We start from the raw sequence: 19,520 nt of genomic DNA on the forward strand, positions 1-19,520 counted from the left end.
CGGCGATGGCAATGCCGAGCCGACCATCACCGGCGGCCACACCTCGCGGAGTTCCGTGGCGGTTGTCGGTGATCTTGGCCTTGGGAGTGGGAATGCTGCAGCAGTCCGAGTTCGGATCCCGGCTTCGCGCGCTGCGCGAGAAGCGTGGCCTGTCCCAGGCGGCGCTGGCCGAGGGCGCCATCTCCACCGGCTATCTGTCCCGGCTCGAGTCCGGCGCCCGACGGCCGACCCCCCGGGTGGTGGCCTATCTCGCGCAACGCCTCGGCGTGCCGGTCTCGGTCCTGGAAGATCCGAACGCCGACCCGGTGGACGCCGTCGAGGCGTCCCCGTTCACCCAGGTCCTGGCCGCGGTGATCTCCGCCAGCAGCCACGACCGCGCCGCCGAACCGCTGGCCGAGGCGCTGCGGGCCGACGGCCAACACGACCCGGCCCAGCGGTGGCAGGCGCTCTGGCTGCTCGCCGAGATCCGCGGCGACGAGGGCGAGCGCGACGAACAGCGCCACCTGCTCGAGGAACTGGTCGAGCTGAGCGGGCAGCTCGGCGTCGCGCCGCTCCTGGCCCGCGCGCAGACCCAGCTGTCCCGCTGCCTGCGGACCCTCGGTGACACCGCCGGTGCCCGGGAGTACGCGCAACGGGCGTACGACGTCGCCGGCGAGTTGTCCCTCACCGACCGCGCGGCGACGCTGCAGGCCCTGGTCTCGGCGCTGGCCGAGGCGGGCCGGCTCGACGAGGCCCGGACCCACGCCGACGAGTTGTGCCGCCTCACCGAGCCGGCCGGCGGGACGCTGCACGTGGAGGCGCTGTGGGCGGCGGCGACGGTCCGCACCCGCCAGGGTGACCACGCCGGCGCCATCGCCCGGCTGGAGGAGGCGCTCTCCGGCGCGAACAGCCGGCAGGACCTGCACCTGTGGATCCGCCTGCACCTGGCCGCCGCCTCGCTCTACCTGCAGACCACCCCGGCGCAGCCGGAGCAGGCTCGGGCCGCGCTGGACACGGTGGAGCCGGTGCTGCGGCTGATCGGCACCGAGCGCCATCACCAGGAGCACCAGAGCCTGCGGGCGCACCTGGCGTTCGCCGAGGGACGGCTCGACGACGCACGCGCGATCTGCGACGCGGCAGCCGACCGGCGCTCCCTGCTGTCGTTCCGCGACCGGCTCAAGCTCGCCGCCCTGCAGGCCCGGCTGGCCATCCTGGGCGGTGACGCCGACGGCGGCATCCGGGCGCTGCAGGACGTCGCCCGCCAGGCCGAGCAGGCCCACAACGTCGAACTCGCCGCGGAGCTGTGGCGCAGTCTCGCGGAGACCCTCGCCCGGCCGTACGGTGGGGATCCGGCCCTCGCCGGCCGGGCCCCCACCGGCTGAGCCCCGCCCCGGCGGCGGCTCGCACGACCGGTGCCGCACCGCGTCAGGCGGCGCAGACGCGCCGGAGCGAGCGACCGAGCGCCTCGATGTCGGCGACGCCGTTGTAGTGGTGCACCGACGTGCGCACGAACCGCTCGATCCCGGCCGCGGCCAGGTAGAGCGGGGTGTGCGCGCCGACGCCGACCCACGCGTTGAGCCCGTCCTCGGCCAAGGCGTCACGGATCCGCTCCGGCGGCAGCCGGTCGTGGGTGAACGACGCGATGCCGCCGTGCCGGCTGCCGGGCATCAGCAGCCGGGTTCCCGGCGTCTGTCCGATCGTGGCGGTGAGCGCCGGGTAGACCTCGGCCGTCGGCGCCGGTGCGGTGCGGGCGTACTCGGCAGCGGCGAGCAGACCGAGCACCGCGGCGTTGCCACGCTCGGCGGTCTCGAACCGGGCCGCCGTCTCCACGTCCAGCCGGTGCTCGTGCAGCGAGACCGCCTGCGCGACGTGCAGGTCGTAGAAGACCGGATCGATCCGGTCCCACAGGTCCGGGCGCAGGTAGGCGAACCCGGTGCCGCGCGGGCCGCGGAGGAACTTGCGTCCGGCCGCCGTCAGGGCGTGGCAGCCGATCGCGCCGACGTCGACGGGGATCTGACCGATCGTCTGGCACGCGTCCACCAGGTACACCGCCGACGAGCCGGCGAGCAGCGTGCCGATCCGCTCCACCGGTTGGATCAGGCCGACCGCCGACGGCATGTGAACCACCGAGACCAGCGCCACCCGGTCGTCGAGACGCGCGCGCATCCACTCCAGGTCGACGTCCCCGGCGTCGCCCACCGGGATCACCTCGAGCGTGCATCCGCGCCGGGCGGCGAGCCGCTGCAGGGCGATGAGGTTGCCGGCGTACTCGTACGGGGTGGTCCAGATCCGGCTGCCCTCGGCGACGTCGAGGTGGCACGCGATCCGGCACCAGGCGTCGGTGGCGCTGGCGAACAGGGCGATGTGCTCCGGGCGGGCGCCGACGAGGGCGGCGAGCGCGGCGTACACCCGGTCGGTGAGGTCGGCGGAGCGTGCCTGTTCGGCCTCGTACGGCCCGACGGCGGCCTCCGCGTCGAGGTAGCCGGTCATCGCGGCGGTGACGCCGGGGGCCGGCAGGCCCGCTCCGGCGGTGTTGAGGTGGATCGCGCCCGCCGTCATCGCCGCGCCCGGGCCGGTGTCGGCGTGTCCGCCGGCTGTCGCGGTGGGGTGGGTCGCGTCGCGGTGGACGACGCGAGGACGGAGGCCAGCTCCGCCTGCGGCGGATCGGTCCGGTACGGCGCGGTCCGCGCCTCCGGCGCCGTCCGGCCGAGGGCGACGATCTCGGCGAAGCTGCGCTGTCCCGGATCGCCGGGCACGCCGCCGTCCCGACGCCACTGCCGGTACTTGGCCGCGTAACTGATCAGGGTCTCCTTGTCCCGGCGGCCGGGCGGGCGGGTCAGGATGCCGGCCCACAGCCCGTCCCACTGCGCGTAGGCCGGGTCGCCGAGCAGGATGCGGTGCGCCTTCTTCATGTTCCAGAAGGGCACCCCGGTGTTGAGGTGGTGGACCAGGTGGTAGTTGTCGTTGTGCCGCCCCAGCAGGAACCGTTCGACGGCCCAGCCGTGCCGGTTGCGGGTCATCAGGATCTGCCGGCTCTCGCTCTCCGGCAACGGGAAGTGCTCGGCCAGTTCGGACAGCCAGCCGATGGCGACCGCGGTCGTGAACAGCGGCACGATCCAGAACAGGAAGAACTCGAGCAGATAGCCGCCGGACACGATCGGGGTGAGCAGCGCCGTCCAGACGCCGAGCAGCAGCCAGCGTTCGGCCCGCAGGCTCATCGGCATCGAGACGGCCACCTGGTCCTCGCGGAACAGCAGCCGGTCCTCCACCACGTACCGGACGTACTCGAGCGTGCGCAGGCCGAGCACCGCGAACAGGATGTTGCGCAGGAAGAAGGCCCGGTTGGAACCGCGCGGATCGTAGATGCCGCACTCCACGTGGAAGCTGTAGTCCGGGTCCTTCTCCCGGTCCCCGAGGTAGCGGTGGTGCAGCCCGATGTGCGAGCTGCGGTAGGGGTTGTGCATGTGGAACACCAGGTGCCCGGTGAAGACGGTGCTGAGCACGAGGTTGAGGGTCGGGTTGCGTGCCAGCACCTTGTGCGACGCCTCGTGCAGCAGGTTGACCAGAGCGCGTTGGGTGGAGCCGATGAGCACCAGGGAGACCGGGTAGAACCAGTACGACACGCCCAGGCTCAGGTAGACGGCGAACGCGATGACCGCGTAGTCGAAGAGGACGCCGAGTATCCCGTGGTGGTTGTCCAGCCGGCACAGCCGGCGCAGTTCGCGTCGGATCTCCGGGGACAACTTGCTGAAGTCGAGATCGGTGGGCGGGCTGAGGTGGTTCGCCGAGGCCATTCGAGACTCCTCGCAGAGGGCACGCGCCGAGTGCGCACGTGGCAAAAAGCCGCCAGCGGTGGTCAGCCCAGCTCGCGCCGGCGGCTTGGCCGAGGGACCCGCAGTCGGCGGGCGGAAAGGGTGGCGAACTGGGGGGCGGGATGGTGCCCAGCGACGACGGTAGAGGATGGCAACGTCTTTGACAATGCTGTTGCCTGACATTGACAACACTGCTGTGCCATTACTACGATCAAGCGGCCAAAGAGGCGCGGGGGGCGCATTTGTCGACACCGCAACCCGTCCGCATTCTGCCGTGATTCCGCGTCTCGGCAGAGGGGAGACGATGCCGAGGGCACCGTCTCCCACACCTCAGGGATGAGACATTGGAACAGCCGCAGTTCGGTCAACGCTTGAGGGCCCTCCGACTGGGGCGTGGGCTGTCGCAGGCTGCGCTCGCCGGGAACTACATCTCCACCGGCTATCTGTCCCGACTGGAGTCGGGCGCCCGGCAACCCACACCACGCGTGGTGGCATACCTGGCGGAGCGGCTCGGCGTCGAGGAGTCGGCGTTCCTCGCCCAGGCGAGGCCCACGTCCCTGGCGATCGTGCTCGCCTCGGTCACGTCGGGCACCCCGCGTGACAGCGCCGACCGGGTGGCCGAGGCGCTCCGGCTCGACGACGGACGCGCGCCGGAGCTGCGCTGGCAGGCCCTGTGGCTGCTGGCCGGGCTGCGCAGCGACGAGGGCGCGCACGAGACGGCGTACGCGCTGCTCACCGAACTGCTCGGGCTCGCCGAGGAACTGGACGTGCCCGAGCTGCTGGTGCGCACCTGCACCCGGATGTCGCGCTGCCTGCGCGTGCTGGGCGACAACGTGCAGGCCCACGAGTACGCCCAGCGGGCCGTCACGCTCTCCACCGAGCTCGCGCTGCCGGACCGGACGGCCGCGCTGCACGTGCTGATCTCCACCGAGGCCGAGGCGGGCCGACTGGGCGAGGCACGCCGGCACGCCGACCTGCTGTGCGCCCTCACCGAGGGCACGCCGGGGACGGCGTACGTGGAGGCGTTGTGGGCGTCGGCGACGGTCAGCATGCGCCAGGGTGACCACCGCGCCTCGCAGGAGGTGCTGGAACGGGCGTTGCGGCTGCTGGACAGCCACGAGGATCTCAAGCTCTGGATGCGCCTGCGGTTCGCCGCCGCCTCCCTCTACCTGCAGAGCACGCCGGCCCAGGCCGCCGCGGCGCGGGCGCGCCTGGACGAGGTCGCCCCCGTGGTGGAGATGATCGGGTCCGAGCTGCACCACCAGGAGCTGCTCTCCCTGCGGGCCCACCTGGCGTTCGAGGAGGGGCGCTTCGCCGAGGCCCGGGAACTGGCCGGCCGGATCGACGACTCGGGCGGGCGCCTGTCGTTCCGGGACCAGTTGCGGATCGAGGTGCTGCGTGGCCGCCTGCGGATCGTCGAGGGCGACACCGAGGCCGGCATCGAGCACCTGCAACGGCTGGCGCAGAGCGCGACCGCCGCGCACAACCTGGAGCTGGCCGCGGAGACCTGGCGCAGCCTGGCCGAGACGCTGTCCGCTCCGGCCCGGCTGCGGGAGATGACGACGCGACCGCCGGCGAGCGCCGGCTAGGAGGGACGCAACCGTGCCGCAGCCGTGGGTCAGGCCGATGCGGGTCGAGGACGTGCCGGCCGCCGAGCGCGCCTCGGCGGTGACCTTCCTGGAGGGCGACCGGCTCAGCCGCCGGGTGAGCGAACCGGAGGTCCGGCCCCGGTCCGCCGCGGTGGGCGGGCAGTGGATCGACCGGATGTCGTACCTGGTGGAACCCGATCCGGGTGGCTGTTGGGTGGCCGTGGACGGCGAGGACCTCGTCGGCTTCGCGATCTCCCAGAACCGGGGTCGGTTCTGGTACCTGGCCACCTACGGCGTGCTGCCCGGACAGCAGGGACGCGGGCTGGGCCGGCGGCTGATGGACGCCGTCCTCGCCCACGCCGACGGCCGACCGGGTCTGTTCTCCTCCACCGTGCACCCCGGGGCCACCCGCCGCTACCGGTTGGCGGGCTTCCTGCTGTATCCGCAGATGCGGATGGTGGGCACGGTGGACCGGTCCACGCTCCCGGCGGTCCCCGGACTGAGCGAGGGGGACGGCAACGACATCGGATGGATGGATCGGCTGGACGAGAGCCGCCGCGGCGCCGGGCACGGCCCCGACCACGAGTACATGCTCCGACGGTTGCGGCTGGTGGTGTCGCGGCGGTCGGGCCGACTCGGGTACGTCTACCTCGACGAGGAGACCGGGCAGCCGAAGCTGCTGGCGGCGCAGGACCCGCGGACGGCGTCCGCGCTGCTGTGGGAGGCGCTGGCCGCGTCGCGCGGGCCCACGCTCGTCAACTGCATCACGACCGCCAACCACTGGGCGGTCGACGTCGGGCTCGCCGCCCGGCTCGACCTCGGGCAGGAGGGCTACCTGGCGCTGCGCGGCCTGCCGGAGCCCGCGCCGTACCTGGCCAGCGGCCACTTCCTGTAGGAGGCCCGGCGGGGCGGCGACGCGTCGACACCGCCCCGCACCGGCCGGGTGGTCAGAAGTAGGTCCGGACGAAGTCGACCACGGTCTCCCCCCGTACCACCGGGATCAGCTGCCACTTGTCGAAGGCCGTGCACGGGTAGGACAGACCGAGCCGGACCCAGTCCCCCACCGCGAGCCCGTGCCCGGCGGCCAACGTGATGAAGGCGTGCTGGTCGTTGACCGCGCTGACGGTGCAGTCGGTCAGCTCCCGGATCTCGCCGTCGGCACCGCGGACCAGCTGCGGCTCCGGCGGCCAGGCGTCGAACGACAGGTCCCGCTTGCCGGCGGTCAGCAGCGCCAGCCCGGGCTCCGGCAGCGAGGTCACCCGCGCCCACAGCTTCAGCGCGGGTCGCAGCGAACCGTTGCCGGCCTCTCCCCGGGAGAACGGGGACATCCACCGGTAGAAGCCGTCGTCGTGCGTGACGTAGCACCCGCTGCGCAGGACGGTGGTCACCGACATGCCCGGCCACGGGCCGGCGAACACGTCGGCGACCTGGTCGAAGAAGCAGCTCCCCCCGGCCGTGAGCAGGATCTCGTCGGTCTCGAACAGCCCCTCCCGGTGCAGCGCGACGGTCAGCTCCCGCATGCGGCGCAGGAACTCGTCGACGACCGAGACGCTGTGCGGGGACGGATCGTTGACCAGCACGCCCTCGTAGCCGCCCACCCCGACCAGGCGGAGCAGCGGGCTGGCCGCCGCCGCGCGGGCCACCGCCGTCGCCTCGGCCGTCGAGCGCGCCCCGGCTCGGCCCGCCGTGCGGCCGACCTCCACCACGACGTCCACCGGCGCGGCGCCCACCTGCCGCAGCGAGTCCTCCATCCGGGCCACCCCCTCGACGGAGTCGACGAAGCAGGTGAACTCGAACCCGGGGTCGGCGGACCGTTCCTCGTCGACCCAGCGCAGCCCGGCCGGGTCCACCAACTCGTTGGCGAAGATGACCCGGGACACCCCGAACGCGCGGTACACCCGCAGCTGGGCCGTGTTGGCCGCGGTCAGGCCGTAGGCACCCGCCTCGATCTGGCGCGCCCAGAGCTGCGGCGCCATCGTCGTCTTCGCGTGCGGGGCCAGCTGCACGCCCCGGTCGGCGCACCACTTCGCCATCGTGGTCAGGTTGTGGCTCAGGGCGGCCTCGTCGAGCACCAGCACCGGCCCGAGGAATCCGTCCTCGAACAGGTTGAGCCCGCGCTCCGCCGCCTGCGCGACCGTGCACCCGTCCAGCGCCACCGGCAGTCCCTTGTATCTCCAGGTGATCGGCTCCTGCCGGATCGCCGCCACGGCCTCGGTATCGATCATCTCCAGCCCTCCCACGACACGGTTGCCTTTGCCAGAGCTTGCCAGATGTGGCAAGTGCTCGCCAACACCGTGGCCGGCTCAGGATACGCCGGCCCGAGACATCGTGCGCCTGCTGCGGATTCCGGCATTGCCAGCGATGGCAATAGTTGGCAATATGGGTCCCACGGCCGGCGGCATCGGGCGTGCGTCTCCCCACCCGCGGCGCGCCACGTACCGTCCCCAGCCCCGCACGGGCAGGCGCCGGCCCCGACGAGGAAGGGCAGGAACAGTGACTCAGACCATCGAGAACCCCACCGCGACCCGGGTCCGGATCCGGCAGGTGGCGGGCAACATCGGCGCCGAGATCCTCGACGTCGACGCCGGGGCGCAGCTCAGCGACGAGGTGATCGGCGAGCTGCGGCAGGCCCTCCTGACCCACAAGGTCATCTTCCTTCGCGGGCAGGACCTGGGCTACGACCAGCTGGTGGCGTTCGGCAAGCGGTTCGGCACCCTCACCCTGGGCCACCCGATCTACGGGGGCCCCGAGGGCAAGCCGCTGCTGCGGGAGATGGACTCCCGCGGCGAGGGCACCCGCGCGAACTACTGGCACGCCGACTTCACCTACATGGACAACCCGCCGGCCTTCGCCTTCCTGCACAACGTGGTCTGCCCCGAGGTGGGCGGCGACACGATCTGGGCCAACACCGGGGCGGCGTACCGGGACCTGCCGGAGGGACTGCGCACGCTGGCCGACGGGCTGCGGGTCATCCACTCCAACGACTCGGACTTCACCGACGCCACCTACGACGGCGACGTGCGGACCAAGTACCTCAAGAACCGGTTCGCGGCCGAACACCCGGCCGTCCGGGTGCACCCGGAGACCGGCGAGCGCTGCCTGCTGCTGGGCGGATTCGCCCGGGCGGTCAACGGCTACACCCCGCAGGCCGGTCGCGACCTGCTCCGGATCCTCACCGAGTACGCCACCAAGCCCGAGTACACGGTGCGGTGGAAGTGGCAGAAGGGCGACCTGGTGATCTGGGACAACCAGGCCACCCTGCACTACGCGATCAGGGACTACACCGAGCACCGCCGCGGTGAGCGGGTCACCGTCGCCGGCCCCACCACGGTGGGTGTCGACGGCGCTCCCGCCGTCACCCTGCAGGGCAACACCTCCGAGTTCGTGGCGGGCACGGGCATGTAGCCCCCGTCGGCGCGGGCGATCCCGTTCCCCGGTCGCACACCGGTCCACCGGTGCGCGACCGGGGAACGCCCGCGTTGCGCCCCGGTTCCGCCGCGGGCCCGCGGTGGGGCGGCCACGATGGACGGTCGACGCACAACGGCGACGGCTCCCGGCGGAAACCGGGAGCCGTCGCGTCGTGGGGTGGGGCCGCGGCCGTGCGGGAGCGGCGCCGCTCAGGCCGGCGGGACCGAGGCGACCCGCTCACCGGGCGGCACCACAGTCACCCCGTCCAGGAACGGCGCCGCCATCGGCTTCACGTCCACCGGCTCGGCGCTGATCACGTATCCGGTCAGCTGCCGCTCGTGCCGCCGGCCGTGGGCGTACCCGAGCATCAGCCCGGGCCCGCTCAGGTGCGCGTCGGTCAGGATCAGGTCGGCGAGGTCACGGCCCTCCGGGTCGTGGTTGTCCTGCGACGGCACCGGGTGGAAGCCCATCGCGACCTTGAACGGGAACAGGCCCGCCTTGGTCAGGTGGCCGTACAGGTTGGGCTCGTCGCCCAACGTCACCCACTTGAACCCCTTGTCGCGGGCGACCCGCATGGCCGCGAAGTAGAGGGTGCGGGCCAGGCTGGCCCGACGCCACTCCTCGGTCACGGCGGAGAACCGGATACGGGCCATGTCCTCGTCCGGGCACTCGCGGACCAGGCATCCGCCGGCGATCTCCTCGCCGTCCATCGCGAACACGCCGTAGTACTTGTCCGGGCCGTGCAGCATCGCGTCCCGGTACCGGCACGCGATGGTGATCCCGTACGTCATCTGCTCCACCCGGGAGCGGTAGAGGTCCAGGAACCGGTCGAGCAGCGACGCCGGCAACGTGTCGTGGACGGTCAGGGTGAGCGCCGCCTCGGCCCGGTGCCGCGCGCGCCGGATGTCCTGACGCGGTTTGGTGGCCAGCCCGGCGAGGAACTCCTCCTCGCCCGGGCCGAGCTCGGCGCGCCACGACAGCAGCTCCGGTTTGTGGACGAAGCCGAGCCCGGTGAGTTCGGGCAGGAGGTCGGCGGGCGGTTCCGGCAGGCGCACCACGTCGATGTGCCGGTCGTCGCCGCGCCACGGCCGCCGCGCCAGCTCGTCCGGCTCCATCTCGGCGACGGCCAGCCCGTGGTGGTCACTGATGCGCACCGTCTCACCCCCTCGCCTCGGCCGGGACGGCCAGGTCGGCCTGCCCGGCCGACGTGGCGGCCACCTCGATGCGGTACCGGCGCGCCACCTCGGCGCACCGCTCGGACACCTGCGCCTCGGTCGTGGCCCGGATCAGCACGATCCCGGCGTAGATCGAGGAGTCCAACGGGCCGGCCAGGTGGTCGCCGACCTTCGTGGTGATCTCCGCGTACTCCACCCCGGGCGCGGCCCGCAGCTCGGCGGCGGTGCTGATCGCGGTGACGGTGCCGACCGGTCGGGGCAGCATGTACTGGATCATGTGGTCGGACCGGGCCGGCACGTCCAGGTCGACCGGGTCGCCGATGGACGTGGCGATGAGGGCGTCGGTGGTGTCCACGCCGTACTGGTGCTCCAGTTGCAGGGGGATCCCGCCGCCGGCGGTCCGGCAGGCGACCTCGCCGACCAGGTAGCCCCGCGCCGACTTGAGGATCTCCAGATGGGTGACGCCGTCGGGCAGCCCCAGCGCGGCGACCACCCGGTCGTGCAGGTCGCGGATGAGGCGGCCCTCGGGGTCGTCGTCCGGCAGGGTGTACGAGCCGATCACGCCGCCGAGGCTGTCGAGGACCGGGGCGAAGTACCGGGAGGCCGCGGCGAACACGGCCGTTCCGTCGACCACGACGCCGTCGCAGTGGAACTCAGTCTCGATGTCGACGAACTCCTCGGCCAGCATCGGGCTGTCCAGCTCGCCGAGCCGGGCCAGGACCTCGCCGTCCATGATCGACCGGGCGTGCGCGGCGTCCCGGACCACGAACACGTTCTCCGAGCCGCCGCCGAAGGCGGACTTGAGCACGTACGGCCAGCCCAGCTCGTCGCCGACAGCGACGAGCTGGCCGACCGCGTTCACCCGGCGGAACGTCGCCACCGGCAGCCCGGCCGCGGCGACCTTCTGCTTCATCACGAACTTGTTGGAGAACGCGTTCGCCACGTCGAAGCTCGGCCCGGGAATGCCGAAGTAGGAGCGGACGAACCCGCCGGCCGGGACGCTCCACTCGGACGGGGCGACCACGTGGTCGAAGGGGTTGCGCTCCCGGATCCGCAGGGCGGCCTGACGGACCAGGTTCAGGTTCTCGATGGTGTCGACGACCTCCAGGTCGGTGCCCGCGTCGTACCAGTCGAGGTAGCCGGGCATGGAGATGACCGACAGCCGGATGTCGTCCCGCTCCTGCAGGGCGCGGGCGACGGCTTTGCGACCCGAGTTGATCAGTAGCACGTTCTTCATGTCGCAGCCTCTTCCTTCGCAGCGGACGTGGGCCCCGGCGTCAGCGCAGTCCGGCGCTGTACGCGGAGGTGTCGCCGGCGAGGGTGACGCTGGGCCGCCCGTCGACCCCGACCGCCGTCCGGCCGATGGTCGTCAGTCGCTCACCGCGTCGGCGCTCCCGGCCGTAGTCGTAGATCGCGTAGTGCATGGTCGCCTGGTTGTCCCAGATCACCAGGTCACCGACGCGCCACTGCCAGCGGACGGTCTGCTCGGGCCGGGTCACGTACTCCTGCAGCACCCGGATCAGGTCGCGGCCGGCGGCCGGGGCCATCCCCACGACGCTGCGGGCGAAGCCGCCGAGCAGCAGCGCGCGCTCACCGGTCTCCGGGTGCACCCGGACGGCCGGGTGCTCCGCGACGTAGGGGGTGGCCACGTAGTCGTCCCGGTGGTCGACGGTGTCGTCGGTGAAGTCGGAGTCGTTGCTGTGCACGACGCGCAGCTGGTCGGCGAGGACGCGCAGCGGCTCCGGCAGGGACTGGTACGCGGTGACGCAGTTCGCCCACATCGTGTCCCCACCGACCGGCGGAATGATCTTGGCGTGCAGGAGGCAGAAGGCGGGCGGTCGCTCGATGAACGTCAGGTCGGTGTGCCAGTGGTTGGCCTTGGTCCCGTGGGCCGAGTCCATCTCCCGCAGCGCGGGACGACGCTCCGGCGCCGCGTAGATGGGGTGGCTCAGGGTCAGCTCGCCGAGCCGCTCGGCGAACGCCCGCTGGGTGTCGTAGTCGAGCTTCTGGTCCCGCAGGAAGACCACCTTGTGCGCGAGCAGGGCGGCGCGGACCGCGGCGACGGCCTCGTCGCTGAGCGGTCCGCTGGTGTCGACGCCACCGATCTCGGCGCCGATGTTGCCCGCGAGCCGGGTGACGGTGACGGCCGGTGGGGCCACGAGGGTCTGCGCCACGGTACTGCCTCTCTCTCGGATGATCGTGCGCGTGGACGACCTCCCGACGCGCCGGCGTTGCCAGGGCCGGCAGCGCGGGAAACATTCCATCGCGTCATCATCGTGACCTCATTGCCAAGATTTGGCAAGGCGTGGCAACATGGCAGCGATCGGACAGCGCGCCGCCCCGAACCGACGAAGCTCGTCACCCCCGACCCGGCCCTGCCCGACACAGCGAGAGCCGCACCCCGGCCGCGACGGCGATGGGAAGATCATGAGAAAATTCTGGTTGTACACCGGAGCGACGGCCATCTCCATGGCCGGAAACACGTTCCTGTACCTGGCCGTGCCGTGGGCACTGCTCGAACACACCGGATCCGGCCTGCTCGCGGTCACGAGCATGGCCGCTCAGACCGCACCGTTCCTGCTCGCCCCGCTCCTCGGCGCGTTCATCGACCGGCACGACCGGCGCACCCTGTTCATCGCCGGCGAGATCGTCCAGTGCGCCGCCGTCGCGATGATCCCGCTGCTGCTCATGCTCCACCAGGTCGCCCTGGTCTTCGTCATGCTCGCCGTCATGGGCCTGGCCAAGGTCGTCTCCGACGTCGCCGGCGACTACGGCCTGATCCCCGCCCTCGTTCCTCGCGAGCGGCTCGACCAGGCCGCCAGCTGGTTCAACTCCGCGCAGCTCGTCGCCCGGTTCGCCGGCCCGGCACTGGCCGGCCTGACGATCGCCGCCGCCGGTGTCACCTGGGCCCTCATCATCGACGCCGGCAGCTTCCTCGTCACCGCCGTCGCCGCCCTGTTCCTGCCCAGGGTGCGCACCGCCATCGAACAACACGGCCCCACCATGCGCGAACAGATCCGCGCCGGGATCGCCTACTTCCGGGCCCGCCCCGACCTGCGCCGGCTCACCGCCGCGGTGGCGCTCTACAACCTCGGCGCCGGCGCCGTCGAGCCCACCATCCTCACCATCGGCACCGACCACTGGAACTGGTCCCCCGGCGCCCTCGGCATCGCCGTCTCCTTCGGCGCCGTCGCCGCCGCCGTCGGCTCCTGGGTCAGCCCCCTCGCACCCCACGGCCCGCACCGCCGCCACCTGCGCGTGGGCGTGTGGCTCGGCGTCGCGGCCCTCGGCTCACTCGGCCTACTGTTCGTCGCGCCCATCCTCGTCATCATCGCGTTCTGCCTGCTCTGCTTCGGTGAGGGCGGCGTCAACGCGACGACCATGGCCTACCGTCAGGCCGAGATCCCCGCCGAACTCTCCGGCCGGGTCAACGCCGTCATCCGCACGTTCATCACCGGCACCGTGCCGCTGTCGTCGCTCCTGCTCGGTCTCACCGTCGGCTTCACCGGCTCCTTCCTCGTCTTCCTCCCCGCTGCCGTCACCGCCGTGCTCGCCGTCGTCATCTGGACCACGTCGCCCACCCGCGCCAGCAGCGCGCCGGATCCGGCGCCCACACCCGGGCCCGTCCCCACCGAGACCCCGGCCATGGCGCACGCCGTGCCGCAGGAAGCGGCGCGGTGACCATGGCCGGCGTGCTGCTCGTCAACTCCAACTGCCGCACCGGGGCCCGGCTCCTGCAGGACCGCCCCGACGTCCGGCTCTCCGTCATCACCATCGAGAAGTACCGGCACTTCTACGACCCCGGCACCGACGTCGAACTCGTCGACTCGGTCGCCGACCTCACCGGCGTGCGGCTCGCCGCGCTGCGGATCCGCGAGCGGCACCCGTTCGACTGGGTGGTCGCGCCCTCCGAGTGGAGCGTCCAGGCCGGCGGCTACCTCCGCTCGTACCTGGGCCTGCCCGGCCCCGGATACGAAGTCGCCAACGCGTTCTCGAACAAGTTCGTGATGAAGCAGAAACTGGCGGCGGCCGGCCTGCCCGTCACCGCCTTCCGACGCCTGGAGGCCCTCGGCGACACGGTCGAGGCCGCCCGCCACCTCGGCTGGCCCGTCGTCGTCAAACGGGTCTGCGGCGGCGGCGCCGGATACGTCGTCGTCGTCCGCGACGCCGACCACCTGCGGGAGGTCTTCGCCGAGGACAGCCGCGCCGCCATGCGCACCGCGCCGTTCCCGCTCATGGCCGAGCGCATGGTCGACATCGAAGCCGAATACCACTGCGACGGTGTCGTCGTCGACGGACAGGTCAGGTTCGCGGCGGTGTCCCGCTACTTCGCCCCGGTCCTCGACAGCGTCGGCGGCGTCATCGGCTCGTACACGCTGCCCGACCACGACCCCGAGGCACGCCTCATCGCCGACCTGCACACCCAGGTCGTCGACGCCCTCGGGCTGCACGACGGCGTCACCCACCTCGAGGTCCTCAAGAGCCCGAGCGGCTACCTCATCGGCGAGATCGCCTGCCGTCCCGGCGGCGGCGGCATCACCGCCCAGATCCGCCACCAGTACGGCGTGGACCTGTGGGACACCTTCCTCGACCTCGCCACCGGCATCGGTGTCGACGTGGCCCGGGCGCCCCGCGACGATCACATGATCCAGTACATGCTGCCCCGGCCCGCCGGGACGGTCACCGCCATCACCAGCCGCGACGAACTCCTTCGCCTCGACTGCGTCGTCGACGCCAGCATCACCACCCACGTCGGCGACACCGTCCGCGGCCCGGTCGACTCCTCCACCTACGCCGGCGTCGTCGTCATGCGTGCCGCCACCGCCGGGGACATCGACCGCAGCATCGCCGCCGTCGACGCCGCCTTCCACATCGACGTCACCGACCCCGCCCGCACCACCGTCCCGGCCGGCGGCGGGCCCACGCCCTGACCGGCGGACGCCGGTCCGGGCACGCGCCGTACCGCGGCGACCTACCGCGGTACGGCGCGGAACCACGCCTCCCGGTCGCCCGGATCGGGTCCGCGCCGGGGCGCCGTCGGTGACTCCTCGGCCGTGACCGGCGCGTAGTGGTCGAAGGTGGTGCTCAGGACGGCCTCGCCACCGGTGAGGTCGGGCAGCGCGGCGACGACCTGTGGCACCCGCGCGGACGGCAGGGTGCCGCTCACCTCCAGGTACCCGCCGGCCAGTGTGGTGTCGTGGACGACCGCGCCCAACCGGCCCAGCAGCGCCATCACCGTCTCCACGGCACGCTGCGGAAGGTTGACGTCGAACCGCTCGACCGGCTGGCACACCCGGGTGCCCGCCCGTCGCAACGCCGCGGCGACCACGACCGGGGCGAGGTTGCGGAAGTCCGCCGCCACGCTCGACATGGACTTGGCGAACTTCTGGTGCGAACTGCTCTGTCGCGGCCAGTACCGGGAGGCGGTCATGGTGACCGTGCAGTCGGTGACCGGCCAGCCGTACCGGCCCTGCCGGAGGGCGGCCCGCACGCCCTCCTCGGTGGCGGCGACGAACGCCGGTGGCAGTCGGCCGGGCTCGACACCCGGCCGGAACTCGATGCCGTGCCCGGCCGGGGCCGCCTCGATCCGCAGACCCAACCCGGCCAGGTAGGGATTGCCGCGCTCGTTCGCCCGTTCCTCGGCGGTCCCGGTGCCGGCGACCCGTTCGATGCAGGCCGTCGACGTGCCGGAGAACCGCACCCGGACGCCGTAGCGGTCCGCCATGAGGGGGCCAGCACCTCCTTCTGCACCTCGCCGTGCAGGCGGATCACCGCCTCCGCCTCCCGCTCGTCCAGCCGCAGGTCGACCAGCGGGTCCTCGTCGGCCAGCTCGGCCAGACCGGCGAACATCGCCAGGCGCTGCTCCGGGTCGACCGGCTCGACGACGGCCTGTCTGGTCGGGGGTGGGAACCGGTAGACGTGTCGCCGCGGCGGGTCCCCGATGTGCTGGCCGATCCGGGCCGACACGCCGCGCACCGCGGCGATCTGTCCGGCGGAGACCGAGGGACGCACCAGGACGCCGTCGGGCTCGATGACGGCGATCTGGGTCACCGTCTGCGGGCGGCTTCCGGCCAGCTGCACCCGATCCCGCACCTGCAGCCGCCCGGACCACAATCGCAGCCAGGCCCGCCGGCCGTGCCCGTCCCGATCCACGGCGAAGACGGTGCCCGCCAGCGGGCCGTCCCGCTCGGCACCGCGCGGCAGCAGGTCGGCGAGGAGGTGACACAGCTGCCGTACGCCGGCTCCGGTGATCGCCGAACCGCACGCCACCGGGGTGAGCTCGGCGCGGCGCACCCCGCTCCGGATCGCCCGCCGGACGTCGCGGACGCGCACCGGCTCGTTCGCCAGCCACCGCGCCGCCACCGGGTCGTCGACCTCCGCCACCGCCTCGACCACCGGCTCGGCGTCGAGGCCCACGGCCCGCACCCGGGCCTCGGCACCACCCTGGCCGGCGACCGCGGTGAGCAGGACCGGACGTGCCCCGAGCCGCTGGCGCACCTGGCCCACCACCCGGTCGACGTCGGCGCCGCGGCGGTCCACCTTGTTGAGGAACACCACCGTCGGCACACCGATGCGGCGCAGCGCCCGCCAGATGGCGACGGTCTGCGGCTGGACACCCTCCACACTCGACACCACGAGCACGGCGGCGTCCAGCACGGCCAGCGAACGCTCGACCTCCGCGATGAAGTCGGGGTGACCGGGGGTGTCCAGCAGGTTGATACGCAGATCACCGATCGTGATGGACGTGACGGCCGCCCGGATGGTGATGCCGCGCCGGCGCTCCAACTCCATCGAGTCGGTCCGCGTCGTGCCGGCGTCGACGCTGCCCGGCCGGGACACGGCGCCGGCCTCGTAGAGCAGGCGTTCGGTCAGGCTGGTCTTGCCGGCGTCAACATGGGCGACGATTCCGAGGTTCACCAGGGCCAAGGCAGGACTCCACGGTCAGACGGTCAGGGGTCCGGAGCGTGGAAGCTGCTCGCACTGTCACTCCTCGTCGTGGTCGTCGTGGCCGAACTCGCGGCCCGCCCGGTACGGCGGCGAGCAGTCTCCAGGTTGGCACGACCGGCCCGCCGCCGCCACCGGAATCGGTCCCCGGGTCCACCCCAGCCGGCCCGACCCCGGATCATCGCGCGGCGGCCACCCGGAGCGTGCGCCGCGCCGTCCTGAGCTCCCCCGCGCTGGGCCAGGGGTAGATGGTGACGCGGTTGCCGAGCGCCGCCAGTCGGGCGGCGGCGCCGGGCCGGTCACCGGCGAGCCGCAGGACGTACGAGAAGCTGCACTCCGCCTGGACCCAACCGTGCACCGGCCGGTAGTCCGGGTGCCCGACCGAACGGGCCACGGCGCCGCGGATCTCGTGGAGCACGGCCGGCGACCGCAGGTGCGCGATGCCCGACTCGTACGCGAACTCCAGGTGGGCGTCGGCGACGGCCGCCGCGTTGAGCGATCCGGGCGGCGCCGTCTCGGCGCAGTGCCGGGCGAAGCCGAGCAACCGGTCCAGCGAGCCGCCCCACTTCGGACACAGCTGCTGGACGTGGGTGAGCTGGGCGAAGAACGGATCCGGCCGGGCCTTCGCGGCGCGCTCGTACCGACGGTTCGCCTCCGCCTGCCCCATCTCGAGACCCCGGGCGGTGCGCAGCCGCGCCGTCCACGCGGCGATGTTGCCCGGCTCTTCCGCGGTCACCTCGCCGAGCACCCGCTCGGCCTCGTGCAGGATCTGGTGGAAGGACGCGAACTGGCCGCGGCTGGTGTAGCGGGCGCGCGCCGACCCCCGGGCCTGCCACGCCATCCACACCAGCCGGGCGCCGAGCAGCGTTCCGGCCAGGGTGGACTCGGCCGGTCCGCCTCCCGCCACGCGCAGGAACGTCTCCACGCCCCTCGTCTCGGCGACCATCGCGGTGGCGACCGTCGGGTCGTCGTGCTCCGGCAACCGGTCGAAGAAGGCGACGACGGCCGGCCAGTCCCTGGCGCGCAGCGCCCGCCGCAGCGGCGCCAGATCGGCGTAGTGGTCGACGAGGTCGTAGCTCGGCACCCCGAGCAGGGAGGGGATCTTGGGGAGACGCACGCTGGAGAGCATAGGAGCAGGAGGCCCACTGTCGGCTACCCCGATCGGGCCGAGACGGCAACCGCAGCCGGTTCGCCGATCCGCCACAGGACGTTCGTGGACGGTGGAGCGGCGGGTCGCGGCCGGCCGTACCGTCGCCGTCGGCCCGTTCCGGCGGGCACGTGGTAGGTCACACCGCTGACGTAGACCCCGGCGCTACCGGCAGAACAGGATTCCGGTGGCCACGCCGACGCCCAGCGGTGCGATCAGGGCGGCGGAGGCGAGCACGACGCGGGCGAGCAGGTTGCGACGGTGCGGGTGGCGTCCCTGGAGGCGTTGCAGGCGGACGGCCACGTCGGCCCCGGCCATCGACAGCGTGGACAACGGGTGCGGCGCGCCGGCGAAGGTCAGCAGCGCGTCGCGTACCGCGGTTTCGCCGCATTCTCGGACCGCTGCGGCGTCGGCGCGCAGTTCGACGAGCAGACGCACGGCCGAGGGCGCCTGCCGGGTCAGCGGCAGCCACGGTACGGCTGCCGCGAGCCCTTCCACGGCGGCGACGAGGAGATGATGGCGCTCGCGCAGGTGGGCGCGTTCGTGACTGAGCACCGCGGCGAGCTGGTCCGCCGGGAGGTCACCGGCGGCACTGGCCAGGACAGTCAGCCCGCGGGTTCCGCCGATGCTGTAGGCCATCGGGGTCGGGTGCGGAATCCACAGTACCGCCGCCGCACCGGACTCCGCCGGCCCGCCGGCGAGCGTGAGCAGGTCCGCGTGGGCCCGCCGCGCGTGGTGGGCGCGGCGGGCCCGGCGGGCGCACGTCGCCGTGAACCGGGTGAGCACGGCCAGCAGGATCAGGGCTCCGACCGCTCCGGCGATCTCGTCGGCGGCGGGTCGCCGGTCGGGTTGCGCCCAGTGCCAGCACAGGCGGGCGAGGTCGTGCAGCGCCCACTGCCGGGCACTGTCCGGTGCGAGGAGCATCGCGATGGTCAAAACGAAGGTGGCGATCACGGCGGCGAGCAGACCGAACCAGCCGAGCAGCATCGCGAACGGGTCGGCGACGTGGCGGAAGCACAGCCGCAACGCGGCCGGGCCCCACCAGGCGACGACCGTCGCCCCGGTGGCGAGGGCGAGCGCGAGGCTCACGCGTCGGACTCCCGCTCGTCGATGACCCGACGCAGGATGTGCAGCTCGTGGTCGGAGGCGGACCGGGCGAAGTGCAGGAGCACCAGGTCGGGGTGGGCGCTCGTCTCGATGACCCGACGCACGGTGCGCGCGGTGATCTCCTCGCGGGTGCCGGCGGCACGGTAGCGGTAGGCCTTGCCGTCCTTGTCCCGTACGACCCAGCCCTTGCGGTGCAGGTTGTCCAGCACGGTGAGCACGGTGGTGTAGGCCAGGGCCCGGTCGGCGGTCACCGCGTCGAGGACGTCGCGCACGAGCAGGGGGTTGGCGGCACGCCAGAGGACGTCCATCACGGCCGATTCGAGTTTGCCCAGTTCCGCCACGTGATCCCCTTCCGTGT

16 protein-coding genes and 1 pseudogene are annotated in these 19,520 nt (G+C 72.8%); 6 read left to right on the top strand and 11 right to left on the bottom strand.

Features of this window, described 5'->3' with window-relative positions:
- Positions 1-92: 92 nt before the first annotated feature.
- Positions 93-1,361 carry a helix-turn-helix domain-containing protein gene (locus COO58_RS13575; protein WP_091576563.1) on the top strand — a complete coding sequence of 423 codons (1,269 nt, stop codon included), beginning with the start codon at positions 93-95 and terminating at the stop codon, positions 1,359-1,361.
- A 43-nt stretch (positions 1,362-1,404) separates the two neighbouring features.
- On the opposite strand, the gene COO58_RS13580 is transcribed toward COO58_RS13575, so the two are convergent.
- Both COO58_RS13580 and COO58_RS13585 read right to left on the bottom strand, forming a co-directional pair.
- The gene (locus COO58_RS13580) at positions 1,405-2,538 is read right to left on the bottom strand and encodes an aminotransferase class V-fold PLP-dependent enzyme (protein WP_098745199.1); all 1,134 of its coding nucleotides are present in this window, start codon (positions 2,536-2,538) and stop codon (positions 1,405-1,407) included.
- Positions 2,535-3,773, bottom strand: coding sequence for a fatty acid desaturase family protein (locus COO58_RS13585; protein ID WP_091576569.1), 1,239 nt, complete (start codon positions 3,771-3,773; stop codon positions 2,535-2,537). The genes COO58_RS13580 and COO58_RS13585 overlap by 4 nt, the downstream gene beginning before the upstream one ends.
- A gap of 362 nt (positions 3,774-4,135) precedes the next feature.
- Here COO58_RS13585 and COO58_RS13590 point away from each other — a divergent pair, with 362 nt between their 5' ends.
- Together COO58_RS13590 and COO58_RS13595 are read left to right on the top strand one after the other, a co-directional pair.
- Positions 4,136-5,380 carry a helix-turn-helix domain-containing protein gene (locus COO58_RS13590; protein WP_091576571.1) on the top strand — a complete coding sequence of 415 codons (1,245 nt, stop codon included), beginning with the start codon at positions 4,136-4,138 and terminating at the stop codon, positions 5,378-5,380.
- 13 nt (positions 5,381-5,393) lie between these two features.
- A complete protein-coding gene (locus COO58_RS13595) occupies positions 5,394-6,275 on the top strand; it encodes a GNAT family N-acetyltransferase (protein ID WP_218012354.1) in 882 nt (293 codons plus the stop codon).
- 52 nt (positions 6,276-6,327) lie between these two features.
- Here the strand turns inward: COO58_RS13595 and COO58_RS13600 are convergent, their stop codons facing one another.
- Positions 6,328-7,605 carry an amino acid deaminase gene (locus COO58_RS13600; RefSeq protein WP_091576575.1) on the bottom strand — a complete coding sequence of 426 codons (1,278 nt, stop codon included), beginning with the start codon at positions 7,603-7,605 and terminating at the stop codon, positions 6,328-6,330.
- A 268-nt stretch (positions 7,606-7,873) separates the two neighbouring features.
- Here COO58_RS13600 and COO58_RS13605 point away from each other — a divergent pair, with 268 nt between their 5' ends.
- Positions 7,874-8,785: a TauD/TfdA family dioxygenase gene (locus COO58_RS13605; protein ID WP_091576577.1), complete on the top strand. Its 912-nt coding sequence runs from the start codon at positions 7,874-7,876 to the stop codon at positions 8,783-8,785.
- A 212-nt stretch (positions 8,786-8,997) separates the two neighbouring features.
- Here COO58_RS13605 and COO58_RS13610 read toward each other — a convergent pair whose 3' ends face one another.
- From COO58_RS13610 to COO58_RS13620, 3 genes are read right to left on the bottom strand one after another with little or no spacing between them, the layout of a single operon-like run.
- Entirely contained in the window at positions 8,998-9,942 is a 945-nt protein-coding gene (locus tag COO58_RS13610; RefSeq protein ID WP_091576579.1) for a GNAT family N-acetyltransferase, read from the bottom strand.
- A 4-nt stretch (positions 9,943-9,946) separates the two neighbouring features.
- Positions 9,947-11,200: an ATP-grasp domain-containing protein gene (locus COO58_RS13615; RefSeq protein WP_098745201.1), complete on the bottom strand. Its 1,254-nt coding sequence runs from the start codon at positions 11,198-11,200 to the stop codon at positions 9,947-9,949.
- A 40-nt stretch (positions 11,201-11,240) separates the two neighbouring features.
- On the bottom strand, positions 11,241-12,137 hold the full coding sequence (locus tag COO58_RS13620) for a TauD/TfdA family dioxygenase (protein WP_218012355.1): 897 nt from the start codon (positions 12,135-12,137) through the stop codon (positions 11,241-11,243).
- A gap of 253 nt (positions 12,138-12,390) precedes the next feature.
- Between COO58_RS13620 and COO58_RS13625 the strand changes: the two genes are divergently transcribed.
- Both COO58_RS13625 and COO58_RS13630 read left to right on the top strand, forming a co-directional pair.
- Positions 12,391-13,644, top strand: coding sequence for an MFS transporter (locus tag COO58_RS13625; RefSeq protein WP_176558808.1), 1,254 nt, complete (start codon positions 12,391-12,393; stop codon positions 13,642-13,644).
- Between the two features lie 2 nt (positions 13,645-13,646).
- The gene (locus tag COO58_RS13630) at positions 13,647-14,894 is read left to right on the top strand and encodes an ATP-grasp domain-containing protein (RefSeq protein ID WP_098745204.1); all 1,248 of its coding nucleotides are present in this window, start codon (positions 13,647-13,649) and stop codon (positions 14,892-14,894) included.
- 41 nt (positions 14,895-14,935) lie between these two features.
- Here COO58_RS13630 and COO58_RS30775 read toward each other — a convergent pair whose 3' ends face one another.
- The 5 genes and pseudogenes from COO58_RS30775 to COO58_RS13650 form a co-directional block, all read right to left on the bottom strand.
- Positions 14,936-15,688: a hypothetical protein gene (locus tag COO58_RS30775; protein ID WP_255292611.1), complete on the bottom strand. Its 753-nt coding sequence runs from the start codon at positions 15,686-15,688 to the stop codon at positions 14,936-14,938.
- Positions 15,689-16,221: 533 nt separating this feature from the next.
- Positions 16,222-16,881: pseudogene (locus COO58_RS30780) on the bottom strand (GTP-binding protein); the annotation flags it as partial.
- Positions 16,882-17,086: 205 nt separating this feature from the next.
- Positions 17,087-18,025 (bottom strand): hypothetical protein, encoded by a 939-nt coding sequence (locus COO58_RS13640; protein WP_141561894.1) that lies wholly within the window; start codon positions 18,023-18,025, stop codon positions 17,087-17,089.
- Positions 18,026-18,220: 195 nt separating this feature from the next.
- Entirely contained in the window at positions 18,221-19,144 is a 924-nt protein-coding gene (locus COO58_RS13645) for a M56 family metallopeptidase (protein ID WP_098745208.1), read from the bottom strand.
- Entirely contained in the window at positions 19,141-19,503 is a 363-nt protein-coding gene (locus COO58_RS13650; RefSeq protein WP_091576597.1) for a BlaI/MecI/CopY family transcriptional regulator, read from the bottom strand. Before COO58_RS13650 ends, COO58_RS13645 begins: the two co-directional genes overlap by 4 nt.
- Positions 19,504-19,520 lie beyond the last annotated feature (17 nt).

This window comes from Micromonospora sp. WMMA1996 (assembly GCF_002573675.1).
GTDB lineage: Bacteria > Actinomycetota > Actinomycetes > Mycobacteriales > Micromonosporaceae > Micromonospora > Micromonospora sediminicola.